This is a genomic window from Bradyrhizobium sp. WSM2254 (genome assembly GCF_000472645.1).
Lineage (GTDB): Bacteria > Pseudomonadota > Alphaproteobacteria > Rhizobiales > Xanthobacteraceae > Bradyrhizobium > Bradyrhizobium niftali.
Window position 1 is genome coordinate 19,370 of record NZ_AXAB01000065.1, and the last position, 17,059, is coordinate 36,428.

At 64.3% G+C, this 17,059-nt stretch carries 16 protein-coding genes and 1 tRNA gene; 6 read left to right on the forward strand and 11 right to left on the reverse strand.

All coding sequences use genetic code 11. The features are described from left to right. Positions 1-9: 9 nt before the first annotated feature. The 11 genes from nuoG to A3M7_RS0135160 form a co-directional block, all read right to left on the reverse strand. The gene (gene nuoG / locus A3M7_RS0135110) at positions 10-2,085 is read right to left on the reverse strand and encodes an NADH-quinone oxidoreductase subunit NuoG (protein WP_027548099.1); all 2,076 of its coding nucleotides are present in this window, start codon (positions 2,083-2,085) and stop codon (positions 10-12) included. 5 nt (positions 2,086-2,090) lie between these two features. Further along, on the reverse strand, positions 2,091-3,416 hold the full coding sequence (nuoF, locus tag A3M7_RS0135115) for an NADH-quinone oxidoreductase subunit NuoF (RefSeq protein ID WP_027548100.1): 1,326 nt from the start codon (positions 3,414-3,416) through the stop codon (positions 2,091-2,093). A 15-nt stretch (positions 3,417-3,431) separates the two neighbouring features. Continuing rightward, a complete protein-coding gene (locus tag A3M7_RS0135120) occupies positions 3,432-3,638 on the reverse strand; it encodes a hypothetical protein (protein WP_027548101.1) in 207 nt (68 codons plus the stop codon). Then, positions 3,638-4,249, reverse strand: coding sequence for an NADH-quinone oxidoreductase subunit NuoE (gene nuoE / locus A3M7_RS0135125; RefSeq protein ID WP_027548102.1), 612 nt, complete (start codon positions 4,247-4,249; stop codon positions 3,638-3,640). The genes A3M7_RS0135120 and nuoE overlap by 1 nt, the downstream gene beginning before the upstream one ends. Positions 4,250-4,260: 11 nt before the next feature. Next, on the reverse strand, positions 4,261-5,238 hold the full coding sequence (locus A3M7_RS0135130) for an FkbM family methyltransferase (RefSeq protein ID WP_027548103.1): 978 nt from the start codon (positions 5,236-5,238) through the stop codon (positions 4,261-4,263). Beyond that, a complete protein-coding gene (locus A3M7_RS0135135) occupies positions 5,238-6,434 on the reverse strand; it encodes an NADH-quinone oxidoreductase subunit D (protein WP_027548104.1) in 1,197 nt (398 codons plus the stop codon). The genes A3M7_RS0135130 and A3M7_RS0135135 overlap by 1 nt, the downstream gene beginning before the upstream one ends. 2 nt (positions 6,435-6,436) lie before the next feature. Next, on the reverse strand, positions 6,437-7,048 hold the full coding sequence (locus A3M7_RS0135140) for an NADH-quinone oxidoreductase subunit C (RefSeq protein WP_027548105.1): 612 nt from the start codon (positions 7,046-7,048) through the stop codon (positions 6,437-6,439). Positions 7,049-7,059: 11 nt separating this feature from the next. Beyond that, entirely contained in the window at positions 7,060-7,641 is a 582-nt protein-coding gene (locus A3M7_RS0135145; protein ID WP_371090238.1) for an NADH-quinone oxidoreductase subunit B family protein, read from the reverse strand. Continuing rightward, entirely contained in the window at positions 7,638-8,003 is a 366-nt protein-coding gene (locus A3M7_RS0135150) for an NADH-quinone oxidoreductase subunit A (protein ID WP_008136158.1), read from the reverse strand. The genes A3M7_RS0135145 and A3M7_RS0135150 overlap by 4 nt, the downstream gene beginning before the upstream one ends. Before the next feature lie 695 nt (positions 8,004-8,698). Next, positions 8,699-10,951: a TonB-dependent siderophore receptor gene (locus A3M7_RS0135155; protein ID WP_027548106.1), complete on the reverse strand. Its 2,253-nt coding sequence runs from the start codon at positions 10,949-10,951 to the stop codon at positions 8,699-8,701. A gap of 178 nt (positions 10,952-11,129) precedes the next feature. After that, positions 11,130-11,639, reverse strand: coding sequence for a MarR family winged helix-turn-helix transcriptional regulator (locus A3M7_RS0135160; protein WP_027548107.1), 510 nt, complete (start codon positions 11,637-11,639; stop codon positions 11,130-11,132). A gap of 215 nt (positions 11,640-11,854) precedes the next feature. Between A3M7_RS0135160 and A3M7_RS0135165 the strand changes: the two genes are divergently transcribed. From A3M7_RS0135165 to pepT, 6 genes are all read left to right on the forward strand, one after another. Continuing rightward, on the forward strand, positions 11,855-13,045 hold the full coding sequence (locus tag A3M7_RS0135165) for an aromatic ring-hydroxylating dioxygenase subunit alpha (protein WP_027548108.1): 1,191 nt from the start codon (positions 11,855-11,857) through the stop codon (positions 13,043-13,045). A gap of 61 nt (positions 13,046-13,106) precedes the next feature. Beyond that, positions 13,107-14,402, forward strand: a complete 1,296-nt coding sequence (locus A3M7_RS0135170; RefSeq protein WP_027548109.1) for an MFS transporter — start codon at positions 13,107-13,109, stop codon at positions 14,400-14,402. Between the two features lie 141 nt (positions 14,403-14,543). Beyond that, complete coding sequence (locus A3M7_RS0135175; protein ID WP_027548110.1) at positions 14,544-14,747, forward strand: hypothetical protein; 204 nt, start codon at positions 14,544-14,546, stop codon at positions 14,745-14,747. 160 nt (positions 14,748-14,907) lie between these two features. Next, a tRNA-Asp gene (locus tag A3M7_RS0135180) sits at positions 14,908-14,984 on the forward strand. 184 nt (positions 14,985-15,168) lie between these two features. Further along, positions 15,169-15,513 carry an HU family DNA-binding protein gene (locus A3M7_RS0135185; RefSeq protein ID WP_049823889.1) on the forward strand — a complete coding sequence of 115 codons (345 nt, stop codon included), beginning with the start codon at positions 15,169-15,171 and terminating at the stop codon, positions 15,511-15,513. Positions 15,514-15,617: 104 nt separating this feature from the next. Continuing rightward, positions 15,618-16,868, forward strand: a complete 1,251-nt coding sequence (pepT, locus tag A3M7_RS0135190; protein ID WP_027548112.1) for a peptidase T — start codon at positions 15,618-15,620, stop codon at positions 16,866-16,868. Positions 16,869-17,059 lie beyond the last annotated feature (191 nt).

A 17,059-nucleotide genomic window follows, 5' to 3' on the forward strand; every position in this document is an offset into this window, starting at 1 on the left:
AGATCACGCTCACTCCGCTGCGGTCAGCATCTGCCCGGAGGCAAGCCGCGAGCATTCCGCCATCACGGCGGACGCACGCGCGATTGGGTTGGTCAAATAGAAGTCCTCGACCAGAGGCTTGAACGGCGCCTTCTCAGGCGAGCCGCCCTTCCCCGCCAGCTTCTTGATCTGGTCGGCAGAGCCGGCCGCGATCTGGTCGAGACGGATCAGATGCGGCACGGCCTTGAAGATCGCCTGGCGCAGCGCGGCAAGCGAGTCGTAGCCGAGCTTCTTGCCGAGCGCTTCCGACAGCGCACGGACGATCGCCCAGTCCTCGCGGGCTTCGCCCGGCGGGAATGCGGCACGTCCCGTCATCTGCACGCGGCCTTCGGTGTTGACGTAGATCGCGGACTTCTCGGTGTAGGCGGCGGCCGGCAGGATCACGTCGGCGCGGTGCGCGCCGCGGTCGCCATGGGTGCCGATATAGACGACGAAGGTGCCGTCCGGCGCCTTGATCTCGTCGGCGCCGAGCAGGAACAGCAGGTCGAGCGTCCCGAAGGTCGTCATCTGCGCGGCGTTCAGGCCGCCGGCGGTGGCGGAGAAGCCGATGTCGAGCGCGCCGACGCGCGAGGCGGTCTCGTGCAGCACGCCGAAACCGTTCCAGCCGTCCTTGACCGCACCGACATCCATCGCGAGCTTGGCGGCGGCGGCCAGAATGGCGGCGCCGTCGTGACGCGAGGCCGCGCCCGCACCGACCAGGATGATCGGGTTCTTGGCGTTCTTCAGCACGTCCATGAAGGAGTGCTTGCCGGCCGCGAGTTCACCGAGCGTCTCGGTGCCCGCGCCGAGATGGTCGTAGTCATAGGTCAGGTCGGCCTTGGCGCCGATCACGCCGACCTTGAAGCCGCCGGAGCGCCAGCGCTTGCGGATGCGGGCGTTGAACACGGCCGCCTCCTTGCGCGGATTGGCGCCGATGACGAGCAGCGCGTCGGCCTGCTCCACGCCTGCAAGCGTGGGGTTGAAGATGTAGGAGCCGCGGCCGAGTGCGGGATCGAAGGCGTCGCCGCCCTGCACCGCCAGATTGCTCGAGCCGTATTTGGCGAGCAGATCCTTCAGCGCGAACATCTCCTCGACACCGGCGAGATCGCCGGCGATCGCGCCGATGCGCTTGCCGTCGGTACGTGCCGCTTTCGCAGCGATCGCGGCAAAGGCCTCGGGCCAGCTCGCCGCGCGCAGCTTGCCGGCCTCGCGGATATAGGGCCGGTCGAGGCGCTGGGTACGCAGGCCGTCGACGATGTGGCGCGTCTTGTCCGAGATCCACTCCTCGTTCACGGCCTCGTTGATGCGCGGCAGCACGCGCATCACCTCGCGGCCGCGGGTATCGACGCGGATCGCCGAGCCAACACCGTCCATGACGTCGATCGACTGGGTCTTGCCGAGCTCCCACGGGCGGGCCGCGAAAGCATAGGGCTTCGAGGTCAGCGCACCGACCGGGCAGATGTCGACGAGGTTGCCCTGCAACTCCGACGTCAGCGCATGCTCCAGATAGGTCGTGATCTCCATGTCCTCGCCGCGACCGGTCGCGCCCATTTCAGGGGCGCCGGCGACTTCCGCCGAGAAGCGGACGCAGCGCGTGCACTGGATGCAGCGGTTCATCGAGGTCTTGACCAGCGCGCCGAGATACTTGTCCTCGACCGCGCGCTTGTTCTCGGCGAAGCGGCTGGTGTCCACACCATAGCCCATCGCCTGGTCCTGAAGGTCGCACTCGCCGCCCTGGTCGCAGATCGGGCAGTCCAGCGGATGGTTGATCAGAAGGAATTCCATCACGCCTTCGCGCGCCTTCTTTACCATCGGCGAACGGGTGGAGATTTCCGGCGGCTCGCCCTTGGGACCCGGACGGCAATCGCGCACGCCCCAGGCGCAGCTCGCGACCGGCTTCGGGCCGCCCTTCACTTCGACGAGGCACATCCGGCAATTGCCGGCGATCGACAGCCGCTCGTGATAGCAGAAGCGCGGGATCTCTGCGCCCGCGGCTTCGCACGCCTGGAGCAGCGTGTACTCCGGCGGAACATCGATCTCTTTGCCGTCGATGATGAGCTTGGTCATTCTTCCTACTCCGCCGCGACCATGTTCACGGGATCGCGGACGCCGATGTCGTCGATGTCAGCCTTGTGCGAATACTGGTCGATGCGCGCTTCGATCTCATGACGGAAATGCGCGATCAGGCCCTGGATCGGCCAGGCGGCTGCGTCGCCGAGCGCGCAGATGGTGTGGCCTTCGACCTGCTTTGTGACTTCGAGCAGCATGTCGATCTCGCGCTTGTGGGCGCGGCCGTCGGCCATGCGGGTCAGGACGCGCCACATCCACCCCGTGCCCTCGCGGCACGGCGTGCACTGGCCGCAGCTCTCGTGCTTGTAGAAGTACGAGATGCGGGCGATGGCGCGGATCAAATCGGTGGACTTGTCCATCACGATCACGGCCGCGGTGCCGAGGCCCGAGCGCAGCTTGCTCAAGCTGTCGAAATCCATCGGCGTGTCGATGATCTGCTCGGCGGGCACCATGCGCACCGACGAGCCGCCGGGGATCACGGCCTTCAGATTGTCCCAGCCGCCGCGGATGCCGCCGCAATGCTTGTCGATCAGCTCACGGAACGGAATGCCCATGGCCTCTTCGACGTTGCAGGGCCGCTCGACATGGCCGGAGATGCAGAACAGCTTGGTGCCGACATTGTTCGGACGGCCGATGCCGGCGAACCAGGCCGCGCCACGGCGCAGGATGTCCGGCGCGACCGCGATCGACTCGACGTTGTTGACGGTGGTCGGGCAGCCGAACAGGCCGACATTGGCCGGGAACGGCGGCTTCAGGCGCGGCTGGCCCTTCTTGCCCTCGAGGCTTTCGAGCAGCGCGGTTTCCTCGCCGCAGATGTAGGCGCCGGCGCCGTGCGCGACGTAGATGTCGAACGGCCAGCCGTTGACGTTGTCCTTGCCGACGAGCTTCGCCTCATAGGCCTGGTCGATCGCGGCCTGGAGATGCTCGCGCTCGCGGATGAACTCGCCGCGGACATAGATGTAGCAGGCATGCGCGTTCATGGCGCAGCTGGCGATCAGGCAACCCTCGATCAGGAGATGCGGATCGTGCCGCATGATCTCGCGATCCTTGCAGGTGCCGGGCTCGGATTCGTCGGCGTTGACGACGAGATAGCTCGGCCGGCCGTCGGTCGATTCCTTCGGCATGAACGACCATTTCAGGCCGGTCGGGAAGCCGGCGCCGCCGCGGCCGCGCAGGCCCGACGCCTTCATCTCGTTGATGATCCAGTCGCGGCCCTTGTCGATGATACTCTTCGTACCATCCCAGGCGCCGCGGCGCCGCGCACCCTCGAGCCCCCAGTCATGGAGGCCGTAGAGGTTCTTGAAGATGCGGTCCTTGTCCTCGAGCATATCAGTGCTTTCCGATCAACGATTGGACTGCTTGTAGGCAAGTCCGGCGGCGCAGACGGCGAAGGTCAGCGCCCAGAGCAGGCTGGATTCCAGCGACGCGTTCAGGCTGAAACGCTGAAGCAGGAAGATGAAAATGGCCGCCACGGCGGCATGCATCCCGATGAAGCCCCACTTCTTCATGGCACCGCTCCCCTCCACTGCCGGCGACGAGAGATCCCGCATCAGGTGATCTCCTTCAGCGTGGTCGGCCCGGTGCTCGGCGCCGAGAACTGACGGCCGTTCTGCGGACCGGGCTTGGGCGGATTGCCGGAGGCAAAGCCGTCGAGCACCTTGCCAAAGCTCTCCTTGGTCAGGTCCTCATAGGTGTCCTTGCCGATCAGCACCATCGGCGCGTTCACGCAGGCGCCGAGGCACTCGACCTCTTCCCAGCTGAAATTGCCGTCCTTGGAGAGATGGAAGGGCTCGTGATGGATGCGGTGCTCGCAGACGTGGATGAGGTCCTCGGCGCCGCGCAGGCGGCACGGCGTGGTGCCGCAGACCTGGACGTGGGCCTTCTTGCCGACGGGGGCGAGCTGGAACATCGTGTAGAAGGTCGCGACCTCGAGCACGCGGATATAGGGCATGTCGAGCAAGTCGGCGACGGCGCGGATGGCGGCTTCCGACACCCAGCCTTCGTGCTGCTCCTGGACGCGCCAAAGGATGGCGATGACCGCGGAGGCATGGCGCCCGGCCGGATATTTCGCGATCTGCTGCTTGGCGAACGCGAGGTTCTCCTCCGTGAACGCAAAGCTCGCGGGCTGGACTTCCTTCGGTGCTAATCGGCGGACGGACATCTCTTAATCTCTCACTGCATGCGGCGCGTGGTCTTGGCATTCAGAGTCTTGGCATTCAGGGCATCGATCCTGTCCTGCCAGAATGCGCTTGCGGTGCCGAAAACGTTGTAGCCGACGTGGGTCGAGACCTTGATGCGGTCGAGGATCGACAGCTCTCTCACGGTCTCCATCCGGTTGCTGCGCGGATCGAACACGATCAGCTTCAGCGGGGTCTGTTCGAGGATGTAGCGCGACACTGCGTGGCTGCGGTCGCTGCCGTGCTCCTCGCACATGATGACGCTGTCGGTCTCAAGCAGCCGGGCGCCGCCCTTGATCGCCTCGATCTCGACGCCCTCGACGTCGAGCTTGATCAGGTATTTGCCACTCGCCGCAACCTTGCCGTCGTCGATGAGGTTGTCCAGCGCGATGACCGGCACCTCCTCGCCGCCCGACGACGGATCGCCGGCGATGCTGAAGGCCTCGTGCTTGGTGCCTGACAGCCGCGCGGTGCCGCGAGCGGCGCCGATCGCGCATTTCAGGGTCTCGAAGCGGCCAGCGTTGACGCGGGCATTGTTGGCGAGCTTCGGATAGTTCTGCCCCGACGGCTCGATCGCGATCGCCTTGTGCGAGCCGAACGGCCTGCTCGACACCAGCACCGACCAGTAGCCGTAATTGGCGCCGCAATCGAGCAGCGTGTAGTCGACGTCGATGGAGTCGGCGAACAGGAGCTCCAGCTCGTCCTCATAGTTATAGGTGCGGTTGAGCAGCTTGCTCCAATAGCCGTCGCCATAAGGGAATTCGAACACGGCGTCGGGATTGAGCTTGATCGCGATGTTGCGGTCGGGCAGCGTTTTCCGCAGCAGGTTCGCGCAGGCGATGTAGCCCATATGCGAGAAGTGCGACGAGATCTTCGATCCCGTCACCAGCGCCAAGGCAGCCGTCCGCTCCCACAGGTTGGCCCCTTCAAGGGCCCCCGAGGCGCGGTCAAACTGGATTGGCGCCTGCGCCATCACCGATCGACCTCTCCGAACACGATGTCGAGCGAACCCAGGATCGCCGAAACGTCGGCGAGCAGATGGCCCCGGCAGATGTGATCCATGGCCTGGAGATGGGCAAAGCCCGGCGCGCGGATCTTGCACTTGTAGGGCTTGTTGGTGCCGTCGGCGACGAGATAGACACCGAACTCGCCCTTGGGCGCCTCGACCGCGGCATAGACCTCGCCGGCCGGCACGCGGACGCCTTCGGTGTAGAGCTTGAAGTGGTGGATCAGCGCTTCCATCGAGCGCTTCATCTCGCCACGGCGCGGCGGCGCGACCTTGTTGTCCTCGACGACGACGGGGCCCTTGCCCTCAGGCGCGTTCAGCTTCTCGATGCACTGCTTCATGATGCGCACCGACTGGCGCATCTCTTCCATGCGGATCAGATAGCGGTCGTAGCAGTCGCCGTTCTTGCCGATCGGAATGTCGAAATCCATCTCGGCGTAGCACTCATAGGGCTGCGACTTGCGCAGGTCCCAGGCCGCGCCCGAGCCGCGCACCATCACGCCCGAGAAGCCCCACGCCCAGGCTTCCTTCAGCGGCACCACGCCGATGTCGACGTTGCGCTGCTTGAAGATACGGTTGGCGGTGAGCAGCCGGTCGAGGTCGTCAACCACCTTGAGGAACGGATCGCACCAGGCTTCGATGTCGTCGACCAGCTTCTGCGGCAGGTCCTGATGCACGCCGCCGACGCGGAAGAAGGCCGCATGCATGCGGCTGCCCGAGGCGCGCTCGTAGAACACCATCAGCTTCTCGCGCTCTTCAAAACCCCACAGCGGTGGGGTGAGCGCGCCGACGTCCATCGCCTGCGTGGTGACGTTGAGCAGATGCGACAGGATGCGGCCGATCTCGCAATAGAGCACGCGGATCAGCTGGCCGCGGCGCGGCACCTCGATGCCGAGCAGCTTTTCCGCGGCGAGGCAGAAGGCGTGCTCCTGGTTCATCGGCGCGACGTAGTCGAGCCGGTCGAAATAAGGGATCGCCTGGAGATAGGTCTTCTGCTCGATCAGCTTCTCGGTGCCGCGGTGAAGCAGGCCGATATGGGGATCGACACGCGCGACCACCTCACCGTCCAGCTCCAGCACCAGGCGCAACACGCCGTGCGCCGCCGGATGCTGCGGGCCGAAATTGATGGTGAAGTTGCGGAGGTTTTCGGGTTGCTCGTTCATGGTCAGACCTTCGGCCCCGCCTTCTCGTCACCGGGAAGCGGATAGTCCGCCCCTTCCCACGGCGAGAGGAAATCGAACTTGCGGAATTCCTGGTTGAGCCTGACAGGCTCGTACACCACCCGCTTCTCCTGGTCGTCGTAGCGGACCTCGACGAAGCCGGTGGTCGGGAAATCCTTGCGCAGCGGATGGCCCTCGAAACCGTAATCGGTGAGGATGCGGCGCATGTCGGGATGGCCGACGAAGAATACGCCATAGAGGTCGTAGGCCTCGCGCTCGAACCAGTCCGCGCCGGGGAACACATCGATCAGCGACGGCACCTGGGTGGTCTCGTCGGCTTGAGCCCTGAGCCGGATCCGCGTGTTCAGCGTCGGTGACAGAAAGTGGTAGATCACGTCGAAGCGCTTCTCGCGATCCGGATAGTCCACCGCCGTGATGTCGGTGAAGTTGACGAAGCGGCAGCTTGGATCGTCGCGGAGGTACTTGACCACCTCAACGATCTTGCTGGCCTCGACATCCACCGTCAGCTGGTTGAAGGCCACCGAATGACCGGTGGCCGCGCCCGGAAGCGCGCTAACGATCGTTTGCCCAAGGGCGTCGAGCTTGCCATCGTCCATGACGTAAAACCTTAGCGTTCGATGGTGCCGGTGCGCCGGATCTTCTTCTGAAGCAGCAGCACGCCATAGAGCAGCGCTTCCGCCGTGGGCGGGCAGCCCGGCACATAGATGTCGATCGGCACGATGCGGTCGCAGCCGCGCACGACCGAATAGGAATAGTGATAGTAGCCGCCGCCATTGGCGCACGAGCCCATCGAGATGACGTAGCGCGGCTCGGGCATCTGGTCGTAGACCTTGCGCAGCGCCGGGGCCATCTTGTTGGTGAGCGTACCCGCAACGATCATCACGTCGGACTGACGCGGCGAGGCACGCGGCGCGAAGCCGAAGCGCTCGACGTCGTAGCGAGGCATCGACACCTGCATCATCTCGACCGCGCAGCAGGCGAGACCGAAAGTCATCCACATCAGCGAGCCGGTGCGCGCCCAGGTGATGAGGTCGTCAGTCGCGGCCACGAAGAAGCCCTTGTCGGACAGCTCCGAATTGACCTCGAGGAAGAACGGATCATTGGCCCCGACCGGCTTGCCGGTCGACGGATCCAGAATGCCCTTGGGGGCCGGCGCGAGAACCGGACCGGCGGACGGTGCAGGGTTCAATCCCATTCCAGTGCCCCTTTCTTCCATTCATAGGCGAACCCGACCGTCAGCACGGCGAGGAACACCACCATGGACCAGAAGCCGGTCGCGCCAAGCTTGCCGAACGCCACCGCCCAGGGAAACAGGAACGCCACCTCGAGATCGAAGATGATGAAGAGGATGGCGACCAGATAGAAGCGGACGTCGAACTTCATGCGGGCGTCGTCGAAGGCGTTGAAACCGCACTCATACGCCGACAGCTTTTCCGGGTCCGGCTGCTGGAACGCCACGATGAAAGGCGCGATCAGCAGCACGAGGCCGATGAGGCCCGCTACCCCTATGAAGACAACGAGTGGAAGATAGTTCTGTAGAATGCCGCTCATTGGCGAGCCCTTTTTCCCGCGACGTCGGGGGAGCCGCGGATTCGTCCCGATTTGGAATTATTCTGAGCCTTAGCGCAGTGCACCAATGGGCGCAAGACACGCTCTTTTTAGGCCCTTTGCCGCCCCAGAACGGTAGAAATCCCGGAATCACCCCGCGGCTGGTATGGAGCAGATCGACCGCCCCAGCAAGGGCGATCCCGATCAGTCCAAGTGCGCTCGGCGGTGCTATCCGCTGTTGGGGAAGCTCACTTTATCGAGGCCGCGCAGCAAAATCTACAACGAGGACAGGCGCCCAGCGTCATCCGGGCGACATACTGGCTGCGCCTTCCTCGGAGCGGCACAGCCAGGGGAGCCGGTGATGGTCGCGACCGCGGTGCAAGAAAGACACGTATCCACAGGCGCGACGGTCAGACGAGCCATGCATCACGACGGGACCGGGGCTCGTCCGGCGAATGCGTCGGCTGGCGCACCCGGACCGGCCGCGAGCGCGGCGTCGGCGACTTGCCGGGGGCGTCGCACGCGCCGCGCTCGCATGAGCTCCGGGCCGGGGGGCATCGCCCGGCAGCTCATCGATCTCCCGGTGGAAGATCGGCGGTATCAGTCAGCGAAGCAGACAGACGGCCAAGATCAGGCCGGTCCGAGGCCCGACAGGCGCAGCTTCACGTTGGCCTGCCCTCGCCTCCTCGTCGTTTGCCTCACCATTTGTAGGAGACGCTGGCGGTGATGCGCCGGCGGTCGCCGTAGAAGCAGGACGAGGCCGAGGCGCAACTTGCGACATAGATCTTGTCGGTCAGGTTGATCACGTTCAGCGCCGTGCGCCAGTTCTGCCATTCGTAGTGGAGCGCGAGGTCGCCGAGAACCACCGCGGGAACTTCGAGCGTGTTGGCGGTGTCGGCCCAGGACGAGCCGACGTAGCGGACGCCGCCGCCGAAGCCGAACCCCGTCAGCGGTCCTTCCTTGAAGGTGTAGTCCGCCCATCCTGACGCCAGGAGTGAAGGCGTGTTGGTCGGCGTCTTGCCGATCAGCGTCGGATCGAGATCCCTGCTGGTGAAGATGTGATAGCTGGTGAAGGCGCCAATCAGCTTCAGCTCCTTCGTAACATTGGCCACCGCTTCAAGCTCGATGCCGCGCGAGGTCACCTCGCCGGTCTGGTTCTGCAGCAATGAATTCGACGGATCGGTCGTCAGCGCGTTCTGGCGCTTCAGGTCGAAAGCCGAAACCGTGAAATAGCCATCGAAGCCCTTGGGCTGCACTTTCAAGCCGACTTCGGCCTGCTTGCCGGTTTCCGGCAAGAGCAACTGGTTGCTGGCATTCAAGCCAATGACCGGGTTGTAGCTCGTCGAATAGGAGACGTAGGGCGCGATGCCGTTGTCGAAATTGTAGATCAGGCCTGCGCGTCCGCTGAACCTGCTGTCGTCGCGGCTGGCAACCGTGGCGCCCGTAAAGCGTTTGTCCTGGGTGGTCTCGACCCAATCATTGCGGCCGCTCAACACCAGCGTGAAATTGCCGAGCTTCATCTGGTCCTGGAGATAGGTACCGGCCTGCTTCTGCGTGATCCGGAAGTTTCGGAACGGATCGCCCGCGAACGGAATGTCGCTCAATCCGTAGGTGGGATTGAAGACGTTGATCGAGGGCACGCCGCCCCCGAAGAGCTGGTAATCGTCAATCTGATAGCCCTTCAGGTCGACGCCGAACAGCATCGTGTGTTTCAACGGGCCGGTGTCGAAGCGATACTCCAGCTGGTTGTCGAGATCGGCCTGGTTGGCGGTGTTCTTCGCATACCAATTGTAGCGGTTGAGAGTGGCCGTGTTGACGTCGGCCCAACCATTGCCGACGTAACCGCGATAGGTCACGTCGACATGGGCGAAGCGCGCATTCTGCCGGAACGTCAGATCGTCGTTGAGATTGCGCTCGAACTGGTAGCCGAGCATCTCCTGCTCGCGCGTGAACTTGTCGACATTGGGATCGCCGGCAAAGAAGCTGGTCGGGATCTTGCCGAAGGGCGCATTGGTCACCGTGCCCTGGTAGGGCAGGAAGTTGATGCCACGCGTGTCCTGATTCGAGGCCGAGGCCAGCACCGTGAAGGTGGTGTCGGCATCCGGCTTCCAGGTGACCGACGGCGCGATGAAGTAGTTGTTGTCCGGCGTGAAGTTGACCTGGGTGGGGCCGTTCTGGACCTGGCCGACGACGCGATAGAACAGCTTGCCGTTTCCGCTCTGCGTCGCGACCGGCCCGCCGACGTCGAAGCCGACATAGGCGTTGCCGAAATTGTTGACACCCGTCTCGACGTAGCGGATCGGATCGGCCGGCGGCATCTTGCTGATGACGTTGACGATGCCGCTCGGGCTCGATCCGCCATAGAGCACCGCCGACGGGCCGCGCAGCACCTCGACACGCTCCATGTTGGGCGTCTGGAGCTTCCAGCTCGCATAGGACGTGTAGAACAGCTGCATGCCGTCGAGGAACAGCCCGATGTCGTCGGACTTGAAGCCGCGGATCAGCCACCAGTCGTTGCGCGTATCCGCGCCGAAGGTCCCTGCCCGCACGCCGGCGGTGTAGCGCAGCACCTCGTCGAGCTTGTTCGGCTTCTGGTCGCGGATCTGTTCCGCGCCGATCACCGAGACCGCCTGCGGCGTCTCCATGATCGGCGTATTGGTTTTCGTGCCCGACGAATTGCGACCGGCGACGTAGCCATTCACCGGCCCGCGCGGCGTCTCGACGAAGCCGACATTGCGCTGCGGTTGCGGCTTGTTGCGATTGGCGGCCTGCACGGACCGCCGCGGCGCGCTGTGCACGGCCGAAGCGGGTGCGCGGCGGCGCGCCTCCGGCGCCGTGACGATCACCGACGGCAAGCTCTGTGCGCCACCCTGCGTAGACGATTGTGCGAGCGATGCCTGCGGCACCAAGACCCAAGCGGATGCGGTCGCCAACACGGCCGACCGCAGCATTCCAAGACTGTTCAACGCGCCACCCCAAAACTGCATGCTCGATGCGTCATGCCGTGGTGTCCCAGCACGGCATGCGTTTGAGGGTGACGCTTATGTGAGGGCGCGCGATTTCCCTAATTGAAAGCTTCTTAGAGAGACTCTTAGAAGCGATCTATCATTTCCGGGGATTGCCGAGACATCAGCACGAATTCTTTTCGGCCTCGAGCATCTCGGCGGCAACCGCGCTGAGCTGATCGATCTGCCGCAGCAGCGCATCGAACTCGGCTTCGCTCAGCTGTTCCAGCAGGCGCCGGTTGCGCTCCTGCGCGCCTTCGACGATCGCATCATGCGCGGCAAGGCCCGTTGCGGTCAGCGAGACCAGCACTTCGCGGCTATCCTTCGGATTTGCCGACTTCGCGATCAGCTTGCGCGACACGAGGTTCGCGAGCGCGCGGCTGATCTGTCCCTTGTCCTGGCCGACGGCCTCAGCGAGCCGCGCCACGCTCATCGGCGGGCGCCGGCCGAGCGAGGCGACGAGACCGAACTCGACGGAAGACAATCCGGTGAGGCGCTTGTAGCGCAGGATGGCGCCGCGCTTGAGCAAATTGGCGAGCACCATCAGCCGCGACGACAGCATGACGGTGATCGGCGCCGGCTCGCTCTCGTCCGCCTCGGGCGTCGTCCACCCGTCCCTCGGTGTCTGGTTCATGGTCCACCTGTGCCAAGAAAGCGGTGGCCTGCCAAGCCCAAGTCCGAAGCAAGTCCGAAGCAAGTCCCAGGCTCAAGGCAGGCCGCCTCCTCACCTCATCCGGCTGCAACTAAGAGACATTTGGAAGATCGTTGACATTGTCATCTAACTATTTTTCACTGGGGACAAGACATCAAAAAAGGCCAGCCAGCACGGCCCACAGCGGGAGGACCAGCATGACCATCACCCAGCGGGATCGCGATCTCGGCACGGCCTATGCGATGAAGCCGGCGCAGACGCGCACGGAGCTCACCTCGGTCGTGCGCGGCACGCCGATGGGCGAACTGCTCCGCCGTTACTGGCACCCGGTCGGGCTCGTCGGTGATGCCACCGGCACCCCGAAGAAGGTGCGCGCGCTGGGCGAGGATCTGGTGCTGTTCCGCGACAAGCTTGGCTGTGCGGGTCTCCTGCACGCGCGCTGCTGCCATCGCGGCACCACGCTCTACTATGGCAAGGTCGAGGAGGACGGCATCCGCTGCTGCTATCACGGCTGGAAGTTCGACACCGAGGGCCACTGCCTGGAGCAGCCCTGCGAGCCCGACGGCGGCCAGTTCAAGGACAAGGTGCGCCAGCCCTGGTATCCGGTCGAGGAGCGTTACGGGCTGATCTTCGCCTATATGGGCCCGGCCGAGAAACGCCCGGTGCTGCCGCGCTATGAGTGCCTCGAAAACATGGACGACGGCGAGTTCGTCGAGGCGGACGATTCCTCGATCGGCGGCGGCGGACCGGCAGTGATCCCCTGCAACTGGCTCCAGCATTTCGAGAACGTGGTCGATCCCTATCACGTGCCGGTGCTGCACGGCTCGTTCTCGGGCCCGCAATTCACCGACATGATGGCCTCGATGCCGGAGGTGAAGTTCGACAGGACGCCGCGCGGGATCGCCGTGCGCTCGATCCGCAAGCAGGATGACGGCAAGGTGTTCTATCGCGTCACCGAAGCCGCCCTCCCCACCTTGCGCGTCGTGCCCAATCCGCGCGTGGCGCAGTTCGCCCGCGTCGAGTCGATCGGCTGGACGCTGCCGATCGACGACACATCGTTCCGCATCTACGTCGCCGGCCGCGTCAAGACATCAGGCGACATCGGCCGCATGCGCTCGAAGTTCAACGGAAAATTCTGGTGGGACATGACCGAGGAAGAGCACCAGCAATTCCCGGGTGATTACGAAGCCCAGGTCGGCCAGGGCGAGGTGACCGTTCACTCCGAGGAGCATTTCGGCCAGAGCGACCGCGGCATCCTGATGATCAGGCGCATGCTGAGCGAACAACTGGAGGCGATGGACGCAGATCGCGACCCGATCGGCGTGTCATTCGATGCAAGTGCTGCACCGGTCGAATTCGAAGCGGGGAATTACATCCGCGAAGGCTGACCTGCCAGCCTCACGAAGGGCTGGACCGGCGACGACAACAAAGACAAATTGGGGGGATGCGATGGTCGATGTGACGTCACAAGTGTCGGTGCAAACGACCACCGCGGCAAAGCCCTCGGCGCGGCGCTATTACGTGCTGGGGCTGCTCACCATCATCTACGCGCTGAACTTCCTCGACCGCACGATCTTCAACGTCCTGATCGAGCCGATCAAGAAGGAGTTCGCCCTCAGCGACACTATGATGGGCCTGCTGGCAGGCTTCGGCTTCGCGCTGTTCTACTCCCTGCTCGGCATCCCCATCGCGCGCGCCGCCGACCGGCTCAACCGGCGCAACATCGTGGCGGTGGCCTTCGCGTTCTGGAGCGCGATGACAGCGCTGTGCGGCGCGGCCTCGAGCGTGACCTCGCTGGCGCTGGCGCGCATCGGCGTCGGCATCGGCGAATCCGCGGGCTCGCCCGCCTCGCAGTCGATCGTCGCCGATCTCTTCGCCAAGAACGAGCGCCCGCGCGCGCTCGGCATCTACGCCATCGGCACCTATCTCGGCGTCTTCCTCGGCTATTTCGTCGGCGGCTACGTCAACCAGCACTATGGCTGGCGGATGGCGTTCTATGTCGCGGGCTTGCCGGGCATCCTGCTCGCATTGGTCCTGTGGTTGACGATCTCCGAGCCGAAGCGCGGCGCCATGCAGGAGAGCTTCGTGCCCGAACCGCTCGGACCGACGCTGCGGTTCCTGGCCTCGCAGCGGAGCTTCGTCATCGTGCTGATCGGCTTCTGCCTCACCACCTACACGAACTACGCGACCGCGGCGTGGATCCCGCCGTTCCTGGCCCGCGTGCACCATCTGTCGAGCGCCGAGATCGGCACCTATGCCGGCACCTTCAAGGGACTGGCCGGCATGGCCGGCACCCTGCTCGGCGGCTTCGTGGTGGCGCAAGTGAGCCGCAGCGACGACCGTTGGAAGCTGTGGGCGCCCGCAATCACCTCGAGCCTCGCCGGCCCGGTGTTCGCGCTGTGCATGCTGACGCAGGATTTCGCGATGATGGTGGCGATGCTGGCGCTGACCTCGTTCCTGGTCGGCTTCCATCTCGGGCCGATCTTCGCGATCGCCCAGACCGTGGCAAAGCCAAGCATGCGGGCGCTGGCCTCCGCTCTGATCGCGCTGACCGCGACCTGCTTCGGCCAGGGCGTCGGCCCGCTCGCCGTCGGCATGGTCAACGATGCCCTGAAGGGGAGTTACGGCGCAGACGCCGTGCGTTACTCCCTGCTCTCGGCGGCGGTCACGACCACGCTGGGCGCCCTGCTGTTCGTCTGGGCCGCCCGCGCGATCCGGGCGGATATCGGCCGGGCCGCGGCCTGAGGCCAGTTTCGGCCATAAGCCCGGCGAAACCAACCTGGCTTATTAATGAAACCATTTTGCGGAACCCGCGAAACCATCCGGAAACAGACGGTCATTAGAAGAAGAGCCATAGACGGCGGCAAAGCCCGTCGGGAGGCTCAGATGAACCACTCAATTCACTCTGCTGATCGTGCGACCCACCTGAAGATCGTGGTGGTGGCGCTTGTGGCCGGCATTGCGGTGGCCGGTTTCGGGATCGCGGCCCGCACCAATGCCGATTACAGCCAGACCGCCCAGTCGACCCACGTGGTCAAGGCCGGCAAGCCGGTGGTGGTGACGAGCGCGGGCTCGTCGGAGATTCGCTGAGACGCCCTGTTCCGGGCTGGCCGTTGGCCGCCTCCGGGCGGCCTTTTTCGTTTTCCAGAGCAATGCTTAGCCGATGCGTCCTGACGAAGCGCAACGTCCTTGACTTCAACAGGTCCCGCCTTTAAGTCCCCCCTCGTTCCGCGCGCTTTCAGCGAACCACGCGGGAGTAGCTCAGTTGGTTAGAGCGCCGGCCTGTCACGCCGGAGGTCGCGGGTTCGAGCCCCGTCTCTCGCGCCATTTTGGCAATCCCTTCATAGTCTTAGCCCGAACTCCTCGACGCCTTTCGCGGCACTGCCGGCGTCCGGCGGGAACTCGTGGCATAGTCAGCCCGCGCCCGAATCGTCTACGCCTTCCAGGACTTAGAGGGATCCCCACGCTTTACCGGCTTTTCCGGGGCTTCCCGTCATTGAGGAGGCCAGACATGGCTAAAAAGGATTTGGCTAAAAAGGATTCGGCTAAGAAGGATTCGGCGAAGAAGGCAGCCGCTCCCGCCACCATCACGCTCAAGCACCTCGCCGCTGACATCGCGGAGAGCCAGGACCTGTCGAAAAAGCACGCCGAGGCCGTCCTGACCGACATGGTCGACCTGATCGCCAAGCATCTCAAGAAAGGCGACCGCGTCCGCATCGTCGGTCTTGGCATCCTCCAGGTCCGCAAGCGGGCCGCCCGGACCGGCCGCAACCCCGCCACCGGCGAGGCCATCCACATCAAGGCCAGCAAGAAGGTCGTCTTCCGCCCGGTCAAGGAACTGAAGGAAGCGATCTGAGGCTACTTTTCGTTAAGCCTGATCCGCATCGTTCCGGCCGCATCAAAGCCCCGCTTTTCTGATATACCGCCTGCATCCCCAAAGACCCGGCGGTTTGACCAGAAATGTCCTCCCTCACCTTTTCGCATACCGTGACCGAGCGCTTCCTGCGCTACGTCACCATCGACACCCAGTCCGATCCGGAATCCCCTAGCTCGCCTTCGACCGAGAAGCAGAAGGATCTCGGCCGCGTCCTCGTCACCGAGCTGAAGGCGATGGGCGTCGCCGACGCCCATCTCGACGACTACGGCTACGTTTACGGAACGATCCCGGCCAACACCGACAAGAAGGTGCCGGTGATCTGCTTCTGCTCGCACATGGACACCTCGCCCGACGTCACCGGCAAGGACGTCAAGCCGCAAATGGTGAAGAACTATCGCGGCGGCGACATCACCCTGCCGGGCGATACCAGCCAGGTGATCCGCTTCACCGAGCATCCCGCGCTGAAGAACCAGATCGGCAACGACATCATCACCACCGACGGCACCACGCTGCTGGGCGCCGACAACAAGGCCGGTGTCGCCGAGATCATGGATGCCGCGTATTTCTTCATCAACAATCCCGATGTGAAGCACGGCACCATCAAGATCCTGTTCACGCCCGACGAGGAGGTCGGCCGCGGCGTCGACAACGTCGACATCAAGAAGTTGGGGGCCGATTTCGGCTACACCATGGACGGCGAGAGCGCGGGCTCTGTCGAGGACGAAACCTTCTCGGCCGACGGCGCCACCATCACCATCAACGGTGTCAGCGCCCATCCCGGCTACGCCAAGGGCAAGATGGAGCACGCGATCAAGATCGCGGCCGCCATCGTCGAGCGACTGCCGAAGGAGGGCTGTTCGCCCGAGACGACGTCAGGCAAGCAGGGCTTCCTGCATCCGATCAGCATCGACGGTGCGCTCGAGCAGGCGACGCTCTCCTTCATCGTCCGCGACTTCACCGAGGAAGGCCTGAAGGAGAAGGAGATCCTGCTCGAGAACATCGTCAAGGACGTGATGAAGGACTATCCGCGCTCGACCTACACGTTCGAGGTCAGGGAGCAGTACCGCAACATGAAGCAGGTGATCGACCGTCACCCGCACATCCTCGAATACGCCATCGAGGCGATCCGCCGCGCCGGCCTGCGGCCGATGCGCACCGCGATCCGCGGCGGCACCGACGGCTCGCGCCTGTCCTTCATGGGCCTGCCCTGCCCCAACATTTTCGCCGGCGAGCACGCGTTCCACTCGCGCCTCGAATGGGTCAGCCGGCAGGACATGGAAAAGGCGGTGCAGACGATCGTCCATCTTGCCATGATCTGGGAGGAGAAGGCGTAGGCGCGCCGCTAATCCCGGCAACGGGCGCAAAAGCCTCCACGACGTCATGGCCGGGATAAGCCCGGGCATGACGACCGCTCTGCGACCGCCCCGATGGTCCTCCGTGAAGAACGCGGACGACCGCTGATTTAAGCGATCTTTTGAGCCGGGACAGTTTCGGCGAAGGCCCGGATGATGGCACGCAAGAGTTC